Genomic DNA, 23,085 nt, shown 5'->3' with positions numbered 1-23,085 from the left:
CGCGAAGTCTAAAAAGAGTGTCACGGCAATCAAACGCTGGTATCTCATTTTTAGCATAACTAGCCTCTTTCAACATTTTTCATGTACCAAATTCTTAACAGCACAGCCGTCAACGTAAGATAGAAAATAGCGGTCGTCGCGTAATTTAGATAATAGATTGCTGGTAATGGATTTTCTACCATGATGTTCTTCTCTATTGGATTCATGATATTCACAATATCCCAAATGTTTGAAATGACACATACAGTCCCGCCGATATCTTCCACAAGATATCCTAGAATTGTTATAAGATAACCAACAATCGGCCCTAGACAGAAACACAGACTGTTTTTCTTAACAAACAAGGCCAGGCTAAAAATAAAAAGCGCAAAAATTCCCCAACCAAATCCATTTAGAGTGGTCTTGATCAACAGATTAACTGCATTATTCAATGAGAAATAGCCATCTCCACGGATCAAAATATCTCGTGCAAATGGTTGGTATACAAAGGGATGGTAGAAAATATTGATTATCAACATTTCAAGTAGACAGCCCAACCAATAAAGAATAACCGCACTCCAAAAAGTATATTTGATACTTTTCCTAAAAAAGCGACTCCAACCAATTCGTGAAACAATACTATACAGCTCATGACTATTCTTGATATATATAGCCAAAGCCGCTCCAATCATAGGCACTAGCAAATAAATTGCAATTTCTCCAATTGTAGTTTCATTTGCTCCATCGTGTTGTACCATATCAAACAAATAGTCAAAGGCATAATTATTACTTTTTGATACCGGTAGATTGTCATAGATTGCATATCCGGTTTGCCCTACGATAACTAGCAAGTAACTAGCAGCTGCTATAAAGAATAACTTTTTAGTTTTAGTTAACATTTTTCCCTTTCACTGTAATCCAATTCAGATATTAATCTAATGATAAGACTATTCTGATTTCACTTATAAGTATTATCATATCTCTTTGATTGTCAATATATTTTCACTAGCAGAGCAATATATACCAAATGTTATTGTTAAGCTTGCACTTGCGAATATTTTGATTATCAAAAAAAGCAAGTGCCCCAGCACTTGCTTTGTCTTATTTCAAATCTTCACCGTTTGAAGCGATCACCTTTTGATACCAGTAGTAGGAATCCTTGACCGACCGCTGGAAGCTGCCCTGGCCGTGGTTGTCGGCGTCGACGTAGATCTGGCCGTAGCGCTTCGCCATCTCGCCTTCGCCGTTTGACACCATGTCCACGCACCCCCAGTAGAGGTAGCCCATCAGGTCCACCCCATCCAGCTCAACGGCGTCCTTCATGGACTGGATGTTGACCCGCATGTAGTCGATCCGGTAGTCGTCGTGGACCGTCCCGTCTTCCACCTGGTCGTTCCAGCCAATCCCATTTTCTACACAGAAGAGCGGGCAGTGATAGCGGTTGTTAAAAATGTTCAGAGCAAGGCGAAGGCACTGCGGGTCGGTCCCCCAGCCCCAGGCGTTAGTCTTGAGGTATGGGTTAGCCGCCTGGCCAGCGCCATTGGCCCCATTGCCTTGGCCGATCAAGGCATCTTCGTGGGTCGTGTAAGTGGCTGACCCATAGCAGGAGAAGGACAAAAAGTCGCAGACCCCTTTTTTGAGCAGCTCTTGATCGCCGGCTTCTTCTGGCAGGACAATACCTTGGCGCTGATAGTCCAAAAGCTTGTAAGTCGGGTATTCCCCAAGTAACACGCCTCACTCTAAGTTAAGTCAAAAAAGAGCCTACCACAAACATTGCTGGCTATTTTCATCGCAGTCGCCAGAAATATTCATTGATAGACTCATGCCTGATTTAACAGTAACACGTACTTAACGATTATTATGATCGCGGATTCTGTAACCGGTGTCAACACTTTCCTCATTTCTACGGTCATATGTTAGCGCTAACAGAGACTCTTTGTCAATAAGCTGATTGGCATTGAATTATCTGCCCGTTATCTGTTAATTATAGGCAAAGAGCAAGCTAGATGCAAAACCGCAATCGCAGCTTGCCTTTTCACGCAAAAATGCCTGGACTCACGTCCAGGCATTCTTAAGTTAATCCTCTTTATTGCTTGCTACGCGCGTCAGCTTTTCTTTCAAAGAACTTGACGCTTTCCACGATCAGGATCATCAAAACGCCCATGCCCAGAACTACGCCCCACTGGTCGAGGTTCAGTTCGGATACGGCAAAGACCTTGGTCAGGAATGGCAATTCAACGGCCGCCATCACCAAGGCCGAAACCAGGATGGCAATGTTGAACCACTTGTTGGCAAAGGTGTTCTTTTGGAAGACCGATTGCTTGACGTACTTCGAGTTGAAGGCGTGGAAGAGCTGAATCAAGCCCAAGGTCAAGAAGGCCATGGTCAAGGCGTCTTCATGCGGGTTGGTGCCATGTGGCACGGCGTGCAGGCCTAGACCGTAAGCGACCAGGACCAAGGCCCCTTCAAGAATCCCTTGGTAGACAATGGAGCTGGCCACGCCGCCGGAGAAGAAGTTGGAATTCTTCCCCCGCGGTTTTCTAGCCATAATCCCCTTTTCAATTGGCTCAACGCCCAAGGCAATGGCTGGCAGGGTGTCAGTCACCAGGTTGATCCACAGCAGCTGCACTGGCTTCAAAACGTCCCAGCCCAGCAGGGTCATCAAGAAGACGGTCAAAACTTCGCCGACGTTGCAGCTCATCAGGTACAAGATAGCCTTTTGAATGTTGGCGAAGACCTTCCGCCCTTGCTTGACGGCTTCGACAATTGTCGCGAAGTTGTCGTCAGCCAGGACCATGTCTGCGGCCCCCTTGGAGACTTCCGTACCGGTAATCCCCATGCCGACGCCGATGTCGGCCTGCTTCAAGCTTGGCGCGTCGTTGACCCCGTCACCGGTCATGGCCACGATCTTGCCGTTGGCCTGCCATGCCTTCACGATTCTGACCTTGTGTTCAGGAGAAACGCGGGCATAGACTGAGTAGTCGCCAACATGCTTGGTGAAGTAGTCATCGCTGAGCTTGTCCAATTGAGCGCCAGTAATGACTTCGCTGTCGCGGCCCTTTTCAATCAGGCCCAAGCGCTCAGCAATGGCTTGCGCCGTTACTTGGTGGTCACCAGTGATCATGATGGTCCGGATGCCGGCCTGGTGGGCTTCAGCAATCGCCTTCTTGGCTTCTGGACGTTCAGGGTCGATCATGCCGACCAAGCCGGCAAAGATCAGGTCCTGCTCAACGTTTTCGGTCGTGGGGTCATCATATGGCTTGGCCACAACCTTGTAAGCCATGGCCAAGACCCGCAGGGCCTGCTTGGCCATCCGGTCGTTGGTCTCAAGAATGGACTGCTTTTGCTGGTCGGTGATTTCACTCAGCTCACCATTGATGTCCACGTACTTGACTCTTTCCAGCAGCATGTCCGGCGCCCCCTTGACGGCGACGAAGAACTTGCCATCGTACTTGTTGACGGTGCTCATCAATTTCCGTTCCGAGTCAAATGGCACTTCCTGCACCCGTGGGTGCTCACGCAAGAAGTCAATGACTGGCAAAGTCTTGTGGAAGCCGTATTGCACCAGGGCGGTTTCGGTTGGGTCGCCCAAGAGCTCCCCAGCATCCTGGATCTTGGTATCGTTGGCCAGGAGCATGGCAATCATGGCTGGATTGTCCAGGGAAATGTCATCAGCGGCTTCATGAAGAATGCCGTCATAGTAGACCTTTTCAACGGTCATCCGGTTTTGGGTCAAGGTCCCGGTCTTGTCGGACGCGATAATGTCGGTCGCGCCCAAGGTTTCAACGGCTGGCAGCTTCTTGACGATTGCCTTGTGGTCAGCCATGGTTTGGGTCCCCAAGGCCAAGATGATGGTCACGATGGCCGGCAGGCCTTCTGGGATAGCGGCCACGGCCAATGACACCGCCGTCAAGAACATGTCAATGAGCAGGGCGTTCATTGGCTCATGGGTTGGATTGCGCCAAACCCCAATGACGAAGACGACCACGCAGATCCCGAGGATCATGTAGGTCAAGGTCTTGCCCAGCTGGTTCAAGTTCTGCTTCAAAGGCGTGTCCGTTTCATCGGCGTTGTTCAGCATCTTGGCGATGTTGCCGACTTCGGTGTCCATCCCCGTGGCCACGACCACCCCTTCACCGCGTCCGTAAGTGACGTTGGTGCTGGAGTAGGCCATGTTGATCCGGTCGCCTAAGGCGATATCGTCGCCTTGCAGGGTTTCGTTGCTCTTTTCAACTGGAACGGATTCACCGGTCAGGGCTGCTTCTTCAATCTTTAAGCTTTCAGCCACGACCAGGCGCAGGTCGGCCGGCACCACGTCCCCGGCTTCCAGCAAGATGACGTCGCCAGGAACGACTTCCGTTGACGGAATTTCCTGAACGGCCCCGTCCCGCCGGACTTTCGCGCTCGGCGTGGACATGTTCTTCAAGGCGTCAATAGCGGCCTCGGAACGGGCTTCTTGAATCACGCCCAAAATGGCGTTCAACAAGACGACAAACAAAATGATGCCCGCGTCAGTCCATTCCTGGGCGACGACCCCGGAAAGAACGGCGGCAACCAGCAAGACGACAATCATCAAGTCCTTGAACTGGTCAATGAAGCGGGCCCACATTGGACGCTTCTTCTTGCCGGCCAAAGCGTTGGCCCCGTGCTCAGCCAGGCGCTTGGCGGCCTCATCCCCAGAGATCCCGCGGTTGGCGTCGGTCTTGAAGTCTTCAATGACGCTCGGGATATCCTGGGTGTAATACTTCTTAGCCAAAGTATTTACCTCCTTAGATTAAAAAAGAGACTTACGTGCCTCTCAATTAAAGCACATAAGTCTCACGAATTAAGACAAGTCCAGAAGGTCAACGCAGCCTCCGGTTGTTGGACTTGTCGCAAGTCTAAGCTTGCTGTTACTCCCTTATGACAATTTCAATATACCAAAAAAAGCATTTTTAAACAAGCAAACCTGATTGGATAAATCCAAAATAGCCGTTATTTTTTGAAAAAGTTCAACAAAAATGGGCTAAAATTGCTAATTTTAAAGTATATTAAAACCCAAATAGGACATTTTTAGTCATTAGTCCTGCTGCTTGTAAAAGTCGTCAAAGATCGTGACTGGCAGGTGGCGCTTGTGCTCGCTCTTCTTCCAGAGCTTCTCGATCTGGTCAGCGGCTTCAGCGCTGACTTCCTTGCCTTCCAAGTAGGCGTCAACGTCCTTGTAGGTCACGCCCAAGGCCACTTCATCAGGCAAGTCTGGCCGGTCTTCTTCCAAGTCGGCCGTAGGCGCCTTGAGGTACAGGTGTTCCGGGCAGCCCAATTCTTTCAAAAGCTGCTTGCCCTGGCCCTTGTCCAAGCGGAACAAGGGGGTCAGGTCAGCCGCGCCGTCGCCGTACTTGGTGTAGAAGCCGGAGAAGTTCTCGGCAGCATGGTCAGTCCCGACCACGGCCCCGGCGTTGGCGCCAGCAATCGCGTATTGGACGACCATTCTTTCCCGAGCCTTGACGTTGCCCTTGTTGAAGTCGGTGATCTCGACGCCGCTGTCTTCCAGAGTCTTGACCAAGGCGTCAACCGCTGGTTTGATGTTTTCAATCAGGTCAACGTCTGGCTTGATGAAGTCAACCGCGTCTTGGGCATCGGCCGCGTCAGCCTGGACGCCGTATGGCAAACGGACGGCGATGAACTTGTAGGAAGCGTCGCCAGTTTCTTCGCGCATTTCTTCGATGGCCATCTGGGTCAGCTTCCCGGTCAAGGTTGAGTCTTGGCCGCCGGAAATCCCCAGGACGTAGGACTTCAAGAAGGGGTTGGCCTTCAGGTAGCCCTTCAGAAAGTCGATGGTCTTTCTGATCTCTGCTTTAGGATCGATTTCTGGCAAAACGTGCTCATAAGCAATAATTTTCTTTTGCAGTTCTCTCATCTGAGTGCCTCTTTCAAAATTCGTAATTACGTGCTTCGTTTTCAGCTTGCAGCTAAAAAGCTCTTATTTATTATAGCCAAAATGACCGGTCCATGTTTTGGAAACCGGTCATTTGGCATTTTTTCTTAAAAAAACTAACGTCTAAAGAGGCGATAGTAAATTTTCGCTTGTTTTTGCGTCTTGATGTGTAATTTAAGAAAGACGACCAGGTCGTGTTTCCAAGACTGGCGGCCATCGATCCAGGTCCCCGTAAAGAGGTGGATTGAACGGGATTCAGGCGAGGGGTTGCAGAGAATGCCATCGGGATAGACGTGGATGCCATCCCTTAAAGTCTGGTCAAAATTTCCCCGCTGCAGCCCGTACTTTTGCAGAATTTCGGTGACGGACAAGGAGTTGACCCCAGCCATCTGGTCCTTTTGGTCAAAAGTGAAGTCCAGGCCGTCATAGTAGTGGAGAATGTCTTTCATCAGCGGATGGTGGGCCTCTGAAGCGATGATCGCGGCGCTGAGATAATCCTGGTTTTCAAAGCCAATGAAGGCCCGGTCGCCAAGCAGGTCGTCAAAATCAGTCAGGACCATGACGTCGGTATCCAAATAAATCCCGCCTTGCTGCTCCAGGGCCTTGGCCCGGACGTAGTCAGAGACGAAGGCCCACTTCTTGGCCGCGTAGGCCTGCTCAATGTACTTGTTTTCATGCAGGTCAATGTTGCTTTCATTCCATTCGATGATCTGGTAGTCCGGCAAGCGCCGCTTCCAGGAAGCAAGGCAGGCTTGAATTTCTTTTGACTTGGGCTGCCCGCCGACCCATACGTAGTGAATAATTTTTGGAATCATTTATCATACCATGCTAGTGCCTTACAAGCTTTTGATAGACCGCCATGATGCTGGCCAGCTGCTTTTGCAGGGAAAAGCGGCCGGACAGGTAGGCTTTTTCCGAAAGTGCCATCTCTTCCAGCTCCGCTGGCGACTTTTGCAGGTACTGCTTCAAACCCTCCGCCAGAGAATTCACGCTGCCCACTTCCGCGATCAGGCCATGCTGTTTATCCGGGATCATTTCATGCATGTCCCCCACATCCGTGGCCAATAACGGCAGCAGGTTGTCGCTGGCCTCAAGCAAGACCAAGGGAAAGCTTTCCGAATACGATGACAAAACGGCCAAGTCCATCTGCGCGTACAGGGCCTGCAGGTCGCTTTGACTCATAAAGCCGTGGAAGAAGACCTGTCCGCCCATATCCAAGTCGGCCACGAGCTGGCGCAATTGGTCCAGCTGGCTGCCGTCGCCGGCAATATGCAGCTGCAAGCGCTGGTCGTCCACCTGCTTGACCGCCCTGATCAAGAGGTCCTGCCCCTTGACCTTCTCGCAGCGGCCAACATTGATCAAATTAAAGTGGTGGTGCGGCACCTTGGCTGGAATCTGGGCTTCCGTGTGGAAATTGATTCCGTTGTAGATGACGTGCAGCTTGCCTGGATCAACCCCGTCGCGCTCAGCCAGCATCTTGGCGAAGCGCTGGGTCACGGCAAAGACGCAGTCAGCCTGCTTGATGGCCCGCAGATTGAGCTTGGTGAAGATCCGGCCAGCCAGTCCCCGCCCCTCAAAGTCGATCATGGGATCTGAGTGGACGGTTACGGCCCACTTGGCCTTGAGCTTTCGGTGAACCAGGCTCATAAACAAGTTGGCCCGGGCACCATGGGTGTGGACCAAGTCATAGCCGCCTTCATTGATGAACTTCTTTAAGCGGCCTGGCAAAAACAGATCATAGCGGGAGCTGGCGCCCAAAACCGCGACCTTGATCCCCCGCTCGCGCGCGGCTTGGGCCACTGGCCCTTCCGCAAAGACCAGCAGCTCAAAGTCCTGGCCGGCCTGCTTGGCCTCCGCCAACAGATTCACAATATGAGTTAGTCCGCCGCCCTTTTCCAGACCGGCATTGACATGAAGCACCTTCATTTTTGCTTGCGCTTGCTCCTTTTGACTTCTTGAACGAATTTTGGCAGGATCATCATTCTCCCCAAGCGCGTCGGCTCGCGCAGGAGACGGTAGAACCACTCCAAGTGGGCATCGATAAACAGCTTTGGCGCCCGCTTGCTCATGCCGGAAAAGACGTCAAAGCTGCCGCCGACGCCCATCAAAATGGCCGGCACTTGCTCGCGTCTGAGAATGGCCAGCATTTTTTCCTGCTTTGGAAAGCCCAAGGCCGCAAAAACCATGTCCGGCTTGGTCTGCTTGATCCTGCCGGCGATCAGGTCCAGAGAATCCTTGGAATAGCCATCCTCGGCCCCTACCAGCTTGATGCCGGGGTAATTCTGCTTGACCTTGGCCTGCACGGCCTGGATGACCGCGGGCTTGGCCCCAATCAGGTAGACCCGGAGCCGCTTTTGGTCAGCCAGCTTCATGAACCAGGTAAACAGGTCATAGCCCGCTACCCGCTCCGGAATTTCCTCGTCCAGCATCTTCGCGGCCTTGACCACCCCGATTCCATCCGCCGTAACGTAGTCGGCCACGTCATTGATGATCTTGCGGTAGTCAGCGTCATCTTTGGCCGTCATCACGATTTCCGGATTGGCGGTCACGATCATGGTTGGCTCGCGGCGGTCGATTCGGTCCAGGAATTCCTGCTGGTACTGCTGCATGGTCAGCTTGTCAAAGCTGACGCCCAGAATGTTTACTTTCGCTCTCTTGGCTCTATTGGCCATTTTATCACGCTTTCTTTTGGTATCGCTTGAGGACGCGGACAACGTCTTCATTGAGGTCAAACTTGAACAGGTACAGGCTGAGGGCATAAACGGCGATGATGACCAAGGACTTGACCACCATGTCGACAAAGGCTGAGCCAATCCGCGGAATTGGCCACCATAGTCCCAGGGCCAGGCAGATCAGCATGGCGGCAAAGCACTTCGGCACTTCGCTGAACGTATAGCGGAAGTCGTAGCCGTCGCGGACGATCCAGCATCTGAGAAAGAGCACGACCAGTTCCGTGGTCAGGATGGCAATCATGGCCCCCAAAGCCCCAAAGGGCCGGTCCAGCAGCCAGCTCAAGGCCAGCTCCAAAACCGCCCCGATCGTGACGGGAATCGCGTAGTCCTTGTCCCGCTTGTTGGCCAGGGCAAACTGGTTGGCAAAGACCCCGCCAGTCGGAATCAGGATGATGGTCAAGGTGAACCAGAACATGAGCGGCGTCATCGGAATGTACTTTTTGCCAAAGAAAAAGGGCACGAATTCCCGCGTATTGACCATGACCACGGCCGCGAACAAAGTTCCCAGCATCACCGTTGCCTCAAGGGACTTCTTTAAGACCGTCTTCTGGGTCTTTTTGTCCTGGATGGCCATTTGCGGCATGATTACCAGGGAAATGCTGGTGATCACCCCCAGCAGCATGTTGGAGATCCGCTGCGAGTTGTCGTAAAAGGAAACCTGTGCCGTTGACTGAAACAGGCCCAGGATTGGCTTGTCCAAAGAAGTATAGATCTGGGTAGCGATCTGCGGGATCATCAAGATCATGATCGCCTTGCGGGTCTCCGCCAACCTATAAAAATGCCTGGTCGGCTTGCCCACGTATTGTCGGATGCTGAACCAAAAGACGAAGGAGCCCAGCATAGTGGAAACGGACATGATCAAGAAGTACTTCCATAAGTCGCCCGGCGACTTGACCAATAGCAGGATAAAGACCACGCTGACCAGCTTGACGATCGTATTCCGCAGCACGACCCGGCCAAAGTCAGCCAGACCCTGGAAGAACCAGGAAATGTCAAACTGGGCCGCGACCAGGTAGGGTGTCATCAAGATGAAGTAAAACCAGTAGCGGACCTTAAAGATGACGCAAACCAGGATAGTGCCGGCCACCATGACCAGACCGCCCAAAAACTGGAAGTACCACAGGCCCCAAAAGGCCGCGGTCAGCTCCTGCCTTTGCCCCTTGGCCCTGGCCTTGGAGATGGTTCTAACCCCAATGTTGGACAAAGAGAGCACGCAGAAGATCATCAGAAACTGGACCGTGTTGTTGACGCTGGAATAAATCCCGTAGGTCGTTGGTCCCAAAACCCTGGACAGGTAAGGGACGGTGATCAGGGGCACCAAAACCAGAAAAATCTGGTAGACCGCGTTGTAGAAGATATTTAAAAGAGTTCTTTTCATCAAAACACCTAATTTAAATAGTCGTAGATTGCCTGGCAAGAGCGGCCCTGGTCGACCTGGTCAGTCAACTGCAGCCAGCGCTGGCGCTTGGCCTGGTAGCTGGCAGCCGCTTGGTCCAAGTCAGCCAGAAGCTGGACCAGCTCCGCCTGCTTCTTGGCCTGGGGGCCGGGCACGACTTCGCCGTAAGGCCCCAGCAGAAAGCCTCTGGTCTGCTGGTACTGGTCCAGGCAATTGGTGATAAAGATGACCGGCTTGTCCAGATGCAGGTAGTCGAAAAAGATTGACGAGAAGTCGGTCATCAAGAAGTCAGTGGCCGGGAGAAACTCATAGAGGTCCAAGTCCCGCTCAAACAGGTCATCATTGTTCAAAAAGGCGATATGGCTGGCCTGGACTTTAAAGCTGGCAAAAAGCTTCATTTCATATGGATGCAGCTTGACCAGGAGGTACTGGTGCTTTTTAGCCAAAGCCTGGTCCAGCTTGGCCAGGTCAAAGTCAGCAAAGGCAAGGAAGTTGCCCCGCTTGATCCTTTCCATGATCTCCTGGTCAGCCAGCTCATATCTGAAAGTCGGCAGATAGATGCCGACCTGGGCGGCTGGATCTTTCTTCAGGCTGCTTTGGAAGAATTCCGTCAACAGGAAATTTTTGTCATACTTTGCTTCCGGATTTAAGAGCGCGTCGATTCTTGGGAAACCCAGCTTCTGGTACTTATGCGTCTCAATCCCCATGCAGGCGCTCATCAGACTCTCATAGAGGTCTGAGCTGGAAGTTACCAGGTCGGCCGTCCGGTGCCAGAGCTTTTCGTTGCGCTGGTTGTCTGCCCGCTTGGTATTGTTGGCCATGGTGCCCATTCTCTTTAAGGGAATCCCATGCCAGAAGGCTACATTGACCTGACTCCCCCTCACTTTGAAGGGCTGGTGGGTAGTAAAAAGGTACTTGGCCTGCCCGATTTTCTTCCAGGCACTGAAAGGCAAGTGGGAGGACGGCCAGGGCTCAATCAGGGATACGTCCAGTTCAGGATGTTCCCGTTTCAAATACTTGTAAAAAAGATAGCCGTTGGAGCCCCCGCGCCCGGCGCCATTCAAAATGACCCAGGCCTGGGGATTTTCCCGCTGAAAGCGGGCCAGCAGCTTCATGATTGCCAAATATAGGCGAAATAAAAGACTTTTCATTGCGTAAATTCCTGTTTTTTATCTTCCATTTTAACAGACATCCGAATCCAGCCCAAATTTCCCGGGAAATAATTCGCGCCTTTTACCCAAAAAAGCGCGGGAGAAAGTCTCCCGCGCTTGCAGTCATTGTTGATGTTCTTTTGGCCTGACGGGCTACTTGCTGAAGGTGAACTCAAAGCGCTCGCCCACGTAGGAAGCCCGGGTATATTCAAAGGGCCGCCCATCAGCCAGCTTGGTAATCTGCCGGCGCGTGATCAAGGCTTCCCCGCGCTTGCAGTCAAGCAGACGGGCTTCCTGCTCATTGGCCACGGTCGCCGAAATGTATTCCATGGCATCCCCAATCTTATAGCCGCCCTTGTCTTCCAAGGTGTGGTACAAGTGGGCTGACACGTCATCTTTGGAAAAGCGCTCAATCAGCTGGTGGGGCACGGTCACGATTTCGTGGCAGATTGGCACGCCGTCCGCGTAGCGGATTCTTTCCATCCGCAAGACGCTTTCGCTGGCGTCAATCTTTAAGCGCTCTTTTTCAGACAGGGAGGGCTTGGTGATCTTGTAGGAAATCAGCTTGCTTGAAGGCGTCTGCCCGTTGGCCCGGGTAATTTCCGTAAAGGACATGATCCCGGACATCTTTTCCTGGACTTTCTGGTTGGCCACGTAAGTCCCGCTGCCCAAGCGCCGCTCCAGGATTCCCTCTTCTTCCAGGGTCTTGATTGCCTGGCGCAGGGTCATCCGGGACACCTTGAACTGCTCAGCCAATTGCCGCTCGGCTGGGATGCGGTCACCAACTTTGTAGACATGGTTCTCAATGTCTCGCCGCAGTTGATTGTGGATCTTGATATACATTGGTTCTTGCATGCTGCTTTCCCCCCAGAGTTGAATTAATCCTATTTTAAGACAAATTGGTCTAGATTTCATCTCAAATAAAGATGTCCCGGCAAAGAACTTATTATCTGAATAAAAAACTGACATTGGCTAAAAAAAGTAATGCTTAGACCAAGCGACTCTTAACTCCCTCAAGTTCCACCTGGGCTTCACCGGTCAGGGCCAATTCGATTTCCCGCTGACTGCTGGCCAAGACGCCAGCTTCCATGGCGGCTTGGTCCTTGGCCGCGATCCGGTGGCTTGGCCCTTGAAAGACCAGGTCCTTGCCGGTAACGGCCGCGCTGCCGCTCATTTCTACCAAAGCAGCCTCCCCGCTGGCCGCCAGCTTGACCCTGTTCAAGTCAGCCAGGCTGACGTCCCTGAGCGCGATGCCGCGGCGGATTGCCCCGCCGGCTAAAACGGCATTGGCCCGGTCCTGCAGGGTCAGCTTGTCCATGACCACGTTTTGGGCCACCAAGAGGCAGACGCCGGCCAGGCTGACCGCCCCCTGCAGACTGCAGTTGAGCAAGTTGGCATAGCAGGTGTCCTGCACCCGCAGGCCATAGGTGTCATTGGTAAAATTGGCTTCAACGGCATCCAGGCTGCTGGTCCCCTGCAGATACAGCAACGGCAGGGTGACCTTGTTCAATTCCATTTCCACTTGGGCCGTTTCTTCCTTGACCATCACCGGGCCGCCAGCAAAGCGGCTCGTATTGATAGAGGCCGTGCCAGACCCGCTCAAGCTGATTGGGGTATAGGCAGCCCCCGCAAATTCGGAGTCAGCGATCTCCAAGCTGAAGTCGCTCCCCGCCTGCAGGCTCACGCTGGCCTGCCTGAAGATGGAGGAATAGATTTCCAGATTGACCTGCCCAGCCGCGTCGATCGCCGGTGCACTCGCTTTGCCGTTTCCTTCGACCAGGCAGTGGCGGAAGGTCAGATAGGCATTGCTGCTGGACGGCAGCCGGACAAGCGGCTCACCTGCCTGCATCAGGTGCACGTTTTCAAAAGTGCCGTAGCGCGTGCTGGCAGTCATCTTAAAATTGGCATAGATCACCGTGTCTTCCGGGCTTGCCCCAAGCCCCTTGAAGGTCAGATCGACCAAATCCAGGGGCTGGTCCAGGCGGTAGAAGCCAGGCTCCAGGAGCAGCACGTCATCAATTTTCGGATCAGCCAGGGCCTCATTCCAAGCCGTTTCACCGGAAGCAGTCCCGACTTTGACCAGTCTTGCCATCTGCTCGCCCCCTTACTTTTTGATCAATGTCCACTTAATGCCCAGGATGGACACATTGTTTTTGTTGGCACACTCCACTTCCAACGGCTGCTCGTTGCTGTATAAGGCATTCGCGGCCAGCTTGGCCTCATCCCCGACCAGCATTGGCGCGCCATTGGGCTTGAAGGTCAGATTGCGGCCCTTGAAGCGGGACTTGCCAATCATGTAGAAAAAGTACTGGTAGTCCCCGTTGCCGTAGAAGGTCACCCGGTTTGCATCCCCCTTTGTCCGGTCTTCAAAGTTGGCTGAAGCCCGGACCAGAGTGTTGGTGACCGTGATCTGGCTGTCGTCCTTCAGCTGCAGGCTGTAGACGTCGCTGCCATGCAAGAGGACTCTAGCTCGGTCGGCCAGGCAGAATGATGTTGGAAAAACGCTGTCCATAATGTTCAGCCAGCAGTCGCCCCGGGCATACAAGGAGTAGGAATTGTCCTGGCCGGTTTGGCCCTTGAACATGTTGAGCCAGGTCTTGCCCCCCATGTTCAAGTTGCCTACATATGAATTATGGATGTCCAGCTCAACGTTGCAGTAATCGAAGGTGTTCAAAGTCCCCGTGATCTTGGAGTTATTGATAATCGCCGTCCCGTGCCCTTCCAGAGACAAGGTTCCGAATTCTTCAGAAACGTAGTCGATGACCGAGTCAGCCATTTCCAGGCGGAAGTCCGCGGTCTTGAAGAAGGAGACGGTCCCGTTCAAGATCTTGGTGGCGATCAATTCCACCGTGGCCTTGCCGCTGATAGCCAGGGTAGTCGTCTTGTTCCCCGTTCCCCGCAGGACGCAGTTGCGGAAAATGACAAAGCTGTCGACGCCCTCCGGGATGTCAAGGGTGTTGCTGTCCTTATAAGGGATCAGGCATATATTTTCAAAAACGATTCTGGAACTGGCGTCATCAACTTGAAAGAAGCTGGTAATCCGCGTGTCTTCCGGGCTGGCGCCCAAGCCTTTGATAGTGACGTCCGCCAGCATCTTCCCTTGGGGCAGGGCGTAAAAGCCTGGCTCCAGCAGCAGCACGTCGCCGGGCCGCAGGTCCAGCATGGCCCTGTGCCAGGTCGTCTCGCCGCCGCCAGTGCCCACTTTGACAAATCTCGTCATTGGATACCTCCTAAAAAAGCTAAATACTATTGTACGCAAAAAAGCCGGTAATAGGAAAAATTTGCACCGAAAAGCAAGAGAAAAAGAGAGCCCCTCGACTCTCTTTTTCTTCTATATGTTATGCTTTCAGCCGGCTTACTTGAGCTTAACGTCCCAGTAGTAGGCAACCGTTCCGTAAGGAGACAGTCTGAAGCCCTGAACCCTGGAATTGAGCAGGTATGAGTAGCCCGCTTGGTAGAGCGGAGCAACGAAGGCATCCTTGACCACCAGCTGCTTTTCAGCAGCAGCCAGGGCCTGCCAGCGCTTGGCTGGGCTGGTCGCGTAGGTCGTTTTGGCCAAATTGATCTGCTTCCAGAAGCTGGCATTCTTGTAGTCGCTCTCCAAGTTGAACAAGCCACCGATCGTCAGGAAGTCGATCGGGTCCTGGAAGCTTGGCTGCCAAGTCCCGTAGACCATATCGAACTTGTGGGCCGTTGTGTCCGCCAGGCGTGACTTCAGTGGAATTGACCGCAGCTTGACCGTCAAGCCAGGCAGGTTCTTCATCAGGTTGCTTTGCAGGTATTCCCCCACCCGCTTGGAAGCATCCATGTCGCTGGTCAGCAGCTCCAAGGTGATCTTGGACTTGCCTAATTCCTTCTTCGCCTTGGCAAATTCCGTCTTGGCCTCAGCCGCGTCGTAGCCGGCCATCTTGCCGGCCACCTGGCGGTAGTCCTGATCCTTGTCATTGTAGATGAAACCGCTGGCCACTTGCCCGCTGGCGGCCTTGCCGGCGTGCAGGATGGTCTTGACCAGCTGCTGGCGGTTGACTGCCAGACTGATTGCCCGGCGCATGTGGACGTTGCTGGTCGTCTCGCGCTTTAAGTTGAAGACCATGTAGCCGTTGGTCGGCGTGACCTTGGAGTGGTAGTCCTTGTTCTTTTCATACTGCTTGACGTAGTCAGCATCGACTGGTGCGTAGTCCAGCTGGCCGCTCTTGAACAGGTTCAGGCCAGTCGACGTGGTCTTAATGACCTGAACCTTGACCTCATCAACATGGACTTGCTTGGCATTCCAGTAGTTCTGGTTCTTGACCAGGTTCCACTTGATGCTGGACCCGTCCCAGCCGCTGACTTTGAAAGGGCCATTGTAGACCAACTTGCTGGCGCTGGTCCCATAGCTTGACCCGCACTTCTTGACCACCTTGTGATCCTGCGGGTAGAACTGAGCCCCAGTCAAAAAGTCCGGCAGGTACTGCACCGGGTTTTCCAAGGTCACTTGCAGCTTGTACTTACCCAAGGCCTTGATCCCTAAAGTGCTTACTTTCTTTTTGCCGGCGGCAATTTCCGTCCCGTTTTTGATGACCTGGTAGCTATCGGAATCCAGAGAATTGTTCTTAGGGTCAACGGTCCGCTGCCAGCCAGTCACGTAGTCCTGGGCGGTTACCGGATCCCCGTTGGACCACTTGGCATTCTTGCGCAAGCTGAAGGTCCAAACCTTCTGGTCCTTGGAAATGGAAACCTTGCTGGCTCCGGCCAGCTTAGCCTGGTTCTTGGCATTGAAGCGGTAGAGCCCTTCCATTGAGTTCTGCAGGGTTTCCGAGCTGGTCGTATCCCCGTACTTGCTGGAGTCCAGGGTGGAAATTTCACTAGTCACGGCCGTATTCATGACGGCCTTTGAGCTTTTAGCCGGCTTTTGCCCGCAGGCAGCCAAAAGGGCAGCACTGGCCAGCATTACGGCAGAAATTTTAATCGTCTTCTTTTTCACTTTGCTTGGTCCTCTTTCATCACTTTTCCAAAAGCGCGCTAACACACAAGTTGCTTACAAAAAATAACCTACCTGTCTAGTATAAAGGCTAAGTTTACAAAAGTCACTTATTTCCGCCTGAACCGAATTTTTTCTTTGCATCCTAAGCTGGCAGGCCCACTTTAATCTTTCTTTAATGCGCATCACGTAAAAAAAGAACTTCTGCTTGGCAGAAGTTCTTTTCCGGGTTGGGTGTTCGATTGAACAATTGCGTTAGCTGGATTCGAACCAGCGCATGACGGTACCAAAAACCGTTGCCTTACCACTTGGCTATAACGCAATCAATGGAGGAAAGTGGATTCGAACCACCGAACTCAGAGAGAGCGGTTTTACAGACCGCCGCGTTTAGCCACTTCGCTATTCCTCCGTTGAAGTACTCTATTATCTTAACGAAAAAATAGCCGGAGTGCAAGATTTTTTGGCAATTTTTTTATTTTTTCAAATTCTAGACGTCAAGCCGCAGATCTTCGGCGCTGACGAAATGCAGGCGGTCAATGAAGAGCCAGCGCATGAAGAAGCCCAAGGCCACTGGGTAGACGACGTAAAGCACCGTTAACAGGATGATGCTGCCCCAGCCTGGAGTCATCTTCGCGTAGGCGGCCAGTGGCCCGATCAGGCCGCTGAAGCCAAAGCCAGCAGAGCTTGGCGTTCCCTGCAGGTTGACGATGGCCGCCAAAAGCCCGGACAAACCTGAGGCGCAAAGCACGGGAACGAAGAGCTTAGGCTTCTCCAGCATGTTGGCCATTTGAATCTTAGGCGTCCCGATGAAGTGGGCCAGGGTGGTTCCCATCCCATTGACGCTGCTGCTCATGATCCCTAACGTGTAGCCAGCCCCGGCAATCCCCAGGTTGGCCGCCCCAGAAGCAACGCCGGTCAGGCCAATGGCGATCGCGATCCCCGCCGCGGACAGCGGCGACACGATCATGGCCGCGAATGACATCCCGATCAAGATCCCCATCAGCAGCGGCTGCAGCTTGGTGAAGGCCATGACGATCGTGCCAATCAAGGTCGTCACGGTTTTGACGTAAGGCAGAAGCAAGAGCCCGATTCCGCCCCCGCCAACGACGATAATAATCGGCAAAAGCAGGGCCGTGTACGAGCCCAGCCGCTTGCCAATCAGCTTGACCAAAAAGATGGCAACGGTGATCGTCAAGCCGATGTTGATCACGTCGCCGGTCCCGGCAACCGTCATCAGGCCGTTTTTAAAAGTGACCGCTCCGGACCCGATCATGGCCGCGGCGGCAACCGAGCTCATCTGCACCATGTTCAGTTGGAACAGGTAGGCCGCGCAAAAGCCAGCCATGGCAGCGAGCAGGCTCTGGGTAAAAGTGGTGATGTTGATGACTGTCTGCGCGAAAGCCGGGGCCACCCCCAGCAAGGCCTTCATCAATTGACCCAAGATCGCGGCTGGAACCAGGGAGGCAATGACCCCCATCCCGATCCCATTCAAAATATTCATAGTGGCTTGCTTAAGCCCAGTCGTTTTAGTTTGCGTCATTTCTGTTTTCCTCGACAAATTTCCTGATGCGCTTTACGCCTTCCTTGATTTCATCCAATGCCGTCGCGTAGGAGAAGCGAAGCCAGCTGTGGCCGCCCTTGGCAAACCAGGAGCCGGCGCAGACGCCGACATGGGCTTGGTCAGCCAAAGCGTAGACGAACTTCGCGTCATCCTGGTCAAGGCCAGCTGGAATCTGGGCCCAAATGTAGAAGGCCCCTTGCGGCTTGATGACCTTGAAGCCAATCTCGGTCAGCTGCTGGTAGAGGTAGTCGCGCCGCTCCTTAAAGGCGGCCTTCATTTCCCGGGCATCGGCATCCCCGTTCCGGAAGGCCTCCTCTGCCGCGTCCTGCATTGGCCAAGGCTCGGTCGTGGTGATGAATTGGTGCACCTTGGCCAGCTGGTCGGTAATGGCCTGCGGGGCGGCCATGATCCCGATCCGGTAGCCCGTCATGGCCCAAGACTTGGATACCCCGTTTAAAAGAATGACCTGGTCGTGCAGGGACTTTTCCATTGAGGCATGCGCTTGGTCGTAGTTGAGCTCACTGTAGATTTCATCGCACAGGACGAAAGTTGGCCGGTCGCGCACGACGTCAGCCAAAGCGTCCAATTCCTCCTGGCTGTACATGACCCCGGTCGGGTTGGTCGGGTAGTTCATGACCAAGACCCGCAGGCGGTCCCCGTATTCATCGACCACCTTTTGCAGGGCGGCTGGGGTAAGCTTGAAGTCAGTCGCGCTGGTGTCGATTTGGACCACTTCCGCCCCTTCCAAAGAAGCATCGGCAATGTAGAGCGGGAACAATGGCGTTGGCATGGCCATCACGTCGCCAGGGTTCAATATCGCGGACATGACCGTGTAGATGGCTTCTGTCGCCCCATTAGTGGCAATAATCTCGCTTGGTTCATAGTGCTGGCCGTAGCGCCTTTCCAAGAAGGCAGCAGCGGCTTCGCGCAGGCCTGGCGTCCCGTTTGACGGCGCGTAGTGGGAATGGTTGTCGACGATCCCCTTGATTGCCGCGGTCTTGATGTGGTCTGGCGTGTTGAAGTCCGGCTCGCCAACCGTGAACTTGACGATGTCTGGATATTGGCCGCAATAGTGGGTAAAGTTCAAAATCGCGGAACTCTTTACGCCAGTAACGCCCTTATGCATGTGCTGAGTTAAATCAACCATAATAGATGCCTCCTGAAAAACTGATTGCAAAAATCTAAAACAACAAACAAAAACCTGGAGATCAAATGATCCCCAGGTTGGTCTGGCATTGGCTAACAAATTCATCATTGGAACCTGCTGGATCATTTTCCTGCAAGTTCCAACTTCACGTTAAGAAAAGCCTTATTACTGAAACTGCAGATGCATGTTTTCTGTAAAACTTGCATCCGCTGATGCAAGTCAAGTCCAATAATAAAAGCTAAAGAAGCTATTTTGCTGTGCGTTGGTAAGCTTCATCGTTCTGTTTCCTTTCTTAGCGTTCGTTGCCCTAACTATACTTTAGAAATAAATTAAAGTCAACCAATTCTTTCTAATTTTCCTCCCAATTTTCAGGATTTTCCAGCAAATCCTGGAGGGCCTTGATCAGGTCACGGCTGACCGTGATCGTGCCTGGCTTAAGGTAGTAGCTTAAAGAAATCTCCTCTTCCAGCTTGTCGGTCAGTTCTTTGATCTTGCTCGCTTCCACGTCTTTTTCTGCCATGCTTGTTCCTTTCATGCTTGCTTTGATTCCCTGCCGTCTTATTTTACCCGATTTACCCCCAGACGACAAAAAAGCCAGGCCGGCGGCCTGGCTTGCTTATTGCGTTAGCTGGATTCGAACCAGCGCATGACGGTACCAAAAACCGTTGCCTTACCACTTGGCTATAACGCAATCTTTTAAGCGTTGGCGACTTGCGTCACTCAACGTTTAATATCTTACCGAAAATTGCCCGCAAGGTCAATCTTTTTGGCAGAATTTTTTCTGCAAATCTGGACACAAGAAAAGCGCCGCGGTTGAGCAAGTCCGCGGCGCTTTCATCCCCGATTAGCCTTTTAGCACTTTTTTGCTTTCTTCTGAGCCTTAGCAGCATTTTTTTCCAGGTAGTCGACCTTCTTTTCATAGTCGTCGATGACGGCTTTGACGTTTTGTTGGCCACGCCAGCCGGCATAGCCGAAGAGCAGCATTCCTAACGCGCCGACTGCCAGGAGCAAGATGCCCATAACATCCAAAAACAGATTTTTCGCGTGGAAGAAGTAGATCATCACGATCCCAATACCGCTGACGATGCTGCAAAGCTGAAACCAGTAACCGAGGTTTTTGAGCATATGTTTTTGATAGGCGACTTCACCTTCGTAGCCCTTGCGCATTTCATTGAGAGTCATCATGGTCTTCCTTCCTAAGTTAAGTAAAAATGGGTATTTGTTTCCAAATCAATGTAAGAAATTGTTTGAGGAATAAGCTTAAAGATTTCACGGATACAAATCATCGCTGATTTGTTGAGTAAAACGAAAAAGTGAAAAATGTAATATGTTTGAGAGTTTAATTTTTTGAGTATGTGGGAAATGTCTTAAACGCTTTTCAAATACGATCAATGCAATCGCTTGTCAGGCATGTTTTCCGCCAGACCACTTAGTATGACAGGCCTGGGTTGAAGAAGTTGACCAGAACGCCGACGAAGGAGATGGCAACCAGGATCAACATCGTCCAAATCGCGGAAACGTGCTTCTTAGCCATCAACCACCAGCAGAAGATCGTGATTAACACAGTCAACAGACCAGGGAAGATGGAGTCGAGTTGGTTTTGCAGGTTCAAGAAGACCTTGCCATTGGAGTTGTACAGCTTCAATGAAGTTTGCACGTTAACCCATGATGCCAGAACACCACCAACAACCATGGAACCAACAGTCCCGATCGCGCGGCGAACGGCTGCGCCTTGCGCGCCGACCAGGAATTCTACGGCGCGGTCACCAAGCTTGTAGCCACGGAAGTAAAGGAAGCGTTGGCCGAAGTATGCCAGCAGGACCCAAACGACGATGTAGAAGATGGCACCAACTGGTGAACCGCCTGAAGACATCCCCAAGGCAATCCCCAGCAGGATAGGAATCAAAGTACCGTCGATCAGTGAGTCACCGATACCAGCGATAGGCCCCATCAAACCGGCACGCATGTCGTTGATCGTTTCGCCATCAATCCCCTTGCCGTTGGCCCGGGCTTCTTCCATTGAAGCGGTGATCCCGACGATCACTGAACCCAGCATTGGGTTGGTGTTGAAGAAGGCCGTGTAGGCGTGAATTGCTTCAACTTGCTTGTCGTGGTCAGGGTACAATTTTTGCAAAATTGGCAACATGGAGCACATGTAACCAAAAGTCTGCATGTGTTCTTGTGAGAAGCAGGTCAAAGCGCCCCAGAACCAGAGGTTGAAAGACTTGCTTAAAGTTTTCTTGTCAAGTTTCTTCGTTGCGTCCATGATTAGATATCCTCCTCATCATCGTCATCATCAAGGTCGTCGCTTGAGCCAGCAGCTACAGCAGGTCTCTTAGATTCAGCCATTTGAACTTCGTACATGATAGTCGCGAAGAGCAGTGAAATAACAGTTACTGAAACCAGGTTCAGGTGCAGTGAAGCACAGAAAGTGAAACCTACCAGGAATGGAACGAAGTCCATTGGCTTGTTGACGATTTGACGAAGCAGAATAGCGATACCAACACATGGAAGCATCCCACCGACCGTGAACAGAGTCTTCATTGGAATGCCGTCCATTGGCAAAGCGTTACGCAATGCAGTAACGGCAGTAGCACCAAAGTGGGTCAACAGCATCGTTGGCAGGAATGAGAAGATAGCGTGTGAAACCCATGGCCAGCCGAAGTTTACGGCGTACAGGTTGTGCAGCTTGCCATTTTCAACGTCCTTCCAACCGAATGACTGCCATACCAGGTTCATGGTAGCAACGGCGTAGTACAAAACAGTACCAACAGTACCAACCAAGGTACCAACTGACTTAGCCAAGTTAGCGGCTGAAGTGCCCAATGGGTTCAAGCCACGTGATGAAATTGCGACCATGGCCAGTGGAATCCCGATGTAAGAAATCGCACGAACATCGGCGGAAACAGTACCACCTGGGGTAACTAAGGCGATGTAAACCAATTGCATCGCAACCCCGCAGGCGATCCCGAGCTTCAGGTCGCCCAAGATAATGCCACAGACTAAACCACCGACCAATGGACGACCGATAGTGTAGTTACCAACTGCTTGACCAGCCATACATGAGTTTGAGCACAAGCAGGCAAACAAACCCAAGATGGCGGCTTGGAACCAACTGATTGTCATTTTAAAATCTCCCTCTTTTAAAAATCATTCAATATTAGTAGCCAAACTTAGACTTGAACTTGTCCCAGCTCCCGATTCTTTGATCTGGCAACAAGGCGAAGTCAACCTTGTAGCCGGCCTTTTCGATGGCTTCAAAAGCGTCCCCTTCTTCTTGAGTGAAGGATTGGTTGTCGCCCAGCTTGATAGCGCCGGCACGGTCATTGCCTGGCCCAACGTTGACAGTCTTAACGTCGCTTGGCTTGAAGCCTTCGTCAACCAAGATCTTCTTCATGTCCAGCGGGCTCTTGGTAATCAAGAAGTAACGGGTGTCTGAGTTGAGAACCTTGTCTTGCACCTTCAGGAAGTGTTCCATGGTCCAAACGAAAGTCTTCTTGCCCTCAGCAGCTGCCTTGTAAGCTTCCTTCAAGATCTTGTTGGTAGCTGCCTTGTCGTTAACCGCGATAATCCCGTCACAAGGCATTTCCTTGCCCCAGCGAGTGGTAATCAAGCCGTGAATCATCCGGTCGTCAATTCTTACAAATGATACTGACATTTTAATTTCCTCCTACTTGCTTAATTAAATGTCATCTTCATCATCGTCCGCATCAGAGGAAGGGACCTTATATTCTTGCAGAGCTTGCTTGGCTTCGCCTAAAGCAGTCTGGGCCAACAGGTCGCGGTCCATCCCATCCAGTGAAACGACAACGGTCAAAGCCATGGTGAAGTTCATCCCGCCCAAGATAGTTGCGCGGTCGAGCAAACCATATTCGTTGAAGACATTCATGAAGGTGGTCAAAGGACTGCCCCCGATCAAGTCGGCTAAAATCATGAATTCATCATCGTCGTTAAATTTGTGAGCATCGAGCAGTGCTTCGACTTCCTTCTTAAAGTCATCAGCGGATTTGCCATTGTGCAAGCCGATCGCAAAGACACGTTCAGCTGCGTCGCCTGCGAACATTTCCAAAGAAGTCTTCAGACCTTCAGCAAACTTGCCATGCGATACCAAAAATACGTACTTCAATTTCTTACCTCCTTGCTAACTTTGATTAAAGTATAACAAGTCGCAAAACGCTTACATAGTGTCAGATGTAACCACTTCCAGCCAAAATTAGGTGGCATTTGTCACTCTCTTGGCGTGCC

Annotated in this window: 20 protein-coding genes, 3 tRNA genes and 1 pseudogene; all 24 read right to left on the bottom strand. The window is 52.0% G+C overall.

Annotated features, from left to right (window positions below; translation table 11 throughout):
- Window positions 1-59: 59 nt before the first annotated feature.
- A complete protein-coding gene (locus FYJ62_RS10550) occupies window positions 60-878 on the bottom strand; it encodes a hypothetical protein (protein ID WP_195837363.1) in 819 nt (272 codons plus the stop codon).
- Window positions 879-1,080: 202 nt separating this feature from the next.
- Window positions 1,081-1,701: pseudogene (locus FYJ62_RS00885) on the bottom strand (family 1 glycosylhydrolase); the annotation flags it as partial.
- A gap of 364 nt (window positions 1,702-2,065) precedes the next feature.
- Window positions 2,066-4,735 (bottom strand): calcium-translocating P-type ATPase, PMCA-type, encoded by a 2,670-nt coding sequence (locus tag FYJ62_RS00880; protein WP_154546891.1) that lies wholly within the window; start codon window positions 4,733-4,735, stop codon window positions 2,066-2,068.
- Between the two features lie 303 nt (window positions 4,736-5,038).
- Window positions 5,039-5,875, bottom strand: coding sequence for an ammonia-dependent NAD(+) synthetase (gene nadE, locus FYJ62_RS00875; RefSeq protein WP_154546890.1), 837 nt, complete (start codon window positions 5,873-5,875; stop codon window positions 5,039-5,041).
- Between the two features lie 134 nt (window positions 5,876-6,009).
- Entirely contained in the window at window positions 6,010-6,708 is a 699-nt protein-coding gene (locus FYJ62_RS00870) for a glycosyltransferase family 32 protein (RefSeq protein ID WP_154546889.1), read from the bottom strand.
- Window positions 6,709-6,721: 13 nt separating this feature from the next.
- Window positions 6,722-7,819: a glycosyltransferase gene (locus FYJ62_RS00865; protein WP_154546888.1), complete on the bottom strand. Its 1,098-nt coding sequence runs from the start codon at window positions 7,817-7,819 to the stop codon at window positions 6,722-6,724.
- Entirely contained in the window at window positions 7,816-8,565 is a 750-nt protein-coding gene (locus FYJ62_RS00860; protein WP_154546887.1) for a WecB/TagA/CpsF family glycosyltransferase, read from the bottom strand. The genes FYJ62_RS00865 and FYJ62_RS00860 overlap by 4 nt, the downstream gene beginning before the upstream one ends.
- Window positions 8,566-8,569: 4 nt before the next feature.
- The gene (locus tag FYJ62_RS00855) at window positions 8,570-10,003 is read right to left on the bottom strand and encodes an oligosaccharide flippase family protein (RefSeq protein WP_154546886.1); all 1,434 of its coding nucleotides are present in this window, start codon (window positions 10,001-10,003) and stop codon (window positions 8,570-8,572) included.
- A gap of 8 nt (window positions 10,004-10,011) precedes the next feature.
- Window positions 10,012-11,172, bottom strand: coding sequence for a CDP-glycerol glycerophosphotransferase family protein (locus tag FYJ62_RS00850; protein ID WP_154546885.1), 1,161 nt, complete (start codon window positions 11,170-11,172; stop codon window positions 10,012-10,014).
- Window positions 11,173-11,325: 153 nt separating this feature from the next.
- Window positions 11,326-12,027 (bottom strand): GntR family transcriptional regulator, encoded by a 702-nt coding sequence (locus FYJ62_RS00845; RefSeq protein ID WP_154546884.1) that lies wholly within the window; start codon window positions 12,025-12,027, stop codon window positions 11,326-11,328.
- 133 nt (window positions 12,028-12,160) lie between these two features.
- Window positions 12,161-13,264 carry a hypothetical protein gene (locus FYJ62_RS00840; RefSeq protein WP_154546883.1) on the bottom strand — a complete coding sequence of 368 codons (1,104 nt, stop codon included), beginning with the start codon at window positions 13,262-13,264 and terminating at the stop codon, window positions 12,161-12,163.
- Between the two features lie 12 nt (window positions 13,265-13,276).
- A complete protein-coding gene (locus FYJ62_RS00835; protein WP_154546882.1) occupies window positions 13,277-14,392 on the bottom strand; it encodes a hypothetical protein in 1,116 nt (371 codons plus the stop codon).
- 135 nt (window positions 14,393-14,527) lie between these two features.
- Entirely contained in the window at window positions 14,528-16,135 is a 1,608-nt protein-coding gene (locus FYJ62_RS00830; protein WP_407657274.1) for a peptide ABC transporter substrate-binding protein, read from the bottom strand.
- Between the two features lie 247 nt (window positions 16,136-16,382).
- A tRNA-Gln gene (locus FYJ62_RS00825) sits at window positions 16,383-16,454 on the bottom strand.
- Between the two features lie 5 nt (window positions 16,455-16,459).
- A tRNA-Tyr gene (locus tag FYJ62_RS00820) sits at window positions 16,460-16,541 on the bottom strand.
- A 78-nt stretch (window positions 16,542-16,619) separates the two neighbouring features.
- A complete protein-coding gene (locus tag FYJ62_RS00815) occupies window positions 16,620-17,672 on the bottom strand; it encodes a PTS transporter subunit IIC (RefSeq protein WP_154546881.1) in 1,053 nt (350 codons plus the stop codon).
- Complete coding sequence (locus tag FYJ62_RS00810) at window positions 17,659-18,840, bottom strand: aminotransferase class I/II-fold pyridoxal phosphate-dependent enzyme (protein ID WP_154546880.1); 1,182 nt, start codon at window positions 18,838-18,840, stop codon at window positions 17,659-17,661. Before FYJ62_RS00810 ends, FYJ62_RS00815 begins: the two co-directional genes overlap by 14 nt.
- Before the next feature lie 349 nt (window positions 18,841-19,189).
- The gene (locus FYJ62_RS10545) at window positions 19,190-19,360 is read right to left on the bottom strand and encodes a hypothetical protein (RefSeq protein WP_195837362.1); all 171 of its coding nucleotides are present in this window, start codon (window positions 19,358-19,360) and stop codon (window positions 19,190-19,192) included.
- Between the two features lie 99 nt (window positions 19,361-19,459).
- A tRNA-Gln gene (locus tag FYJ62_RS00805) sits at window positions 19,460-19,531 on the bottom strand.
- 161 nt (window positions 19,532-19,692) lie between these two features.
- On the bottom strand, window positions 19,693-20,022 hold the full coding sequence (locus tag FYJ62_RS00800; RefSeq protein ID WP_154546927.1) for a DUF202 domain-containing protein: 330 nt from the start codon (window positions 20,020-20,022) through the stop codon (window positions 19,693-19,695).
- Window positions 20,023-20,269: 247 nt separating this feature from the next.
- Window positions 20,270-21,106, bottom strand: coding sequence for a PTS system mannose/fructose/sorbose family transporter subunit IID (locus FYJ62_RS00795; protein WP_154546879.1), 837 nt, complete (start codon window positions 21,104-21,106; stop codon window positions 20,270-20,272).
- A 2-nt stretch (window positions 21,107-21,108) separates the two neighbouring features.
- Entirely contained in the window at window positions 21,109-21,966 is an 858-nt protein-coding gene (locus FYJ62_RS00790; protein ID WP_154546878.1) for a PTS mannose/fructose/sorbose/N-acetylgalactosamine transporter subunit IIC, read from the bottom strand.
- Window positions 21,967-22,000: 34 nt separating this feature from the next.
- Window positions 22,001-22,498, bottom strand: coding sequence for a PTS system mannose/fructose/N-acetylgalactosamine-transporter subunit IIB (locus FYJ62_RS00785; protein WP_154546877.1), 498 nt, complete (start codon window positions 22,496-22,498; stop codon window positions 22,001-22,003).
- 24 nt (window positions 22,499-22,522) lie between these two features.
- Window positions 22,523-22,966 (bottom strand): PTS sugar transporter subunit IIA, encoded by a 444-nt coding sequence (locus FYJ62_RS00780; protein WP_154546876.1) that lies wholly within the window; start codon window positions 22,964-22,966, stop codon window positions 22,523-22,525.
- Between the last annotated feature and the right edge of the window lie 119 nt (window positions 22,967-23,085).

Source organism: Lactobacillus porci, assembly GCF_009695985.1.
Taxonomy (GTDB): domain Bacteria; phylum Bacillota; class Bacilli; order Lactobacillales; family Lactobacillaceae; genus Lactobacillus; species Lactobacillus absianus.
This window is presented reverse-complemented; position numbering and strand designations above follow the sequence as displayed.

Bases quoted from the DNA above. Each gene is read 5' to 3' on its own strand.
- nadE (WP_154546890.1), bottom strand. From the start codon at position 5,875: ATGAGAGAACTGCAAAAGAAAATTATTGCTTATGAGCACGTTTTGCCA.
- FYJ62_RS00860 (WP_154546887.1), bottom strand. From the start codon at position 8,565: ATGGCCAATAGAGCCAAGAGAGCGAAAGTAAACATTCTGGGCGTCAGC.
- FYJ62_RS00815 (WP_154546881.1), bottom strand. From the start codon at position 17,672: ATGACGCAAACTAAAACGACTGGGCTTAAGCAAGCCACTATGAATATT.
- FYJ62_RS00855 (WP_154546886.1), bottom strand. From the start codon at position 10,003: ATGAAAAGAACTCTTTTAAATATCTTCTACAACGCGGTCTACCAGATT.
- FYJ62_RS00870 (WP_154546889.1), bottom strand. From the start codon at position 6,708: ATGATTCCAAAAATTATTCACTACGTATGGGTCGGCGGGCAGCCCAAG.
- FYJ62_RS00795 (WP_154546879.1), bottom strand. From the start codon at position 21,106: ATGGACGCAACGAAGAAACTTGACAAGAAAACTTTAAGCAAGTCTTTC.
- FYJ62_RS00800 (WP_154546927.1), bottom strand. From the start codon at position 20,022: ATGACTCTCAATGAAATGCGCAAGGGCTACGAAGGTGAAGTCGCCTAT.
- FYJ62_RS10545 (WP_195837362.1), bottom strand. From the start codon at position 19,360: ATGGCAGAAAAAGACGTGGAAGCGAGCAAGATCAAAGAACTGACCGAC.
- FYJ62_RS00850 (WP_154546885.1), bottom strand. From the start codon at position 11,172: ATGAAAAGTCTTTTATTTCGCCTATATTTGGCAATCATGAAGCTGCTG.
- FYJ62_RS00810 (WP_154546880.1), bottom strand. From the start codon at position 18,840: ATGGTTGATTTAACTCAGCACATGCATAAGGGCGTTACTGGCGTAAAG.
- FYJ62_RS10550 (WP_195837363.1), bottom strand. From the start codon at position 878: ATGTTAACTAAAACTAAAAAGTTATTCTTTATAGCAGCTGCTAGTTAC.
- FYJ62_RS00845 (WP_154546884.1), bottom strand. From the start codon at position 12,027: ATGCAAGAACCAATGTATATCAAGATCCACAATCAACTGCGGCGAGAC.
- FYJ62_RS00835 (WP_154546882.1), bottom strand. From the start codon at position 14,392: ATGACGAGATTTGTCAAAGTGGGCACTGGCGGCGGCGAGACGACCTGG.
- FYJ62_RS00790 (WP_154546878.1), bottom strand. From the start codon at position 21,966: ATGACAATCAGTTGGTTCCAAGCCGCCATCTTGGGTTTGTTTGCCTGC.
- FYJ62_RS00840 (WP_154546883.1), bottom strand. From the start codon at position 13,264: ATGGCAAGACTGGTCAAAGTCGGGACTGCTTCCGGTGAAACGGCTTGG.
- FYJ62_RS00785 (WP_154546877.1), bottom strand. From the start codon at position 22,498: ATGTCAGTATCATTTGTAAGAATTGACGACCGGATGATTCACGGCTTG.
- FYJ62_RS00865 (WP_154546888.1), bottom strand. From the start codon at position 7,819: ATGAAGGTGCTTCATGTCAATGCCGGTCTGGAAAAGGGCGGCGGACTA.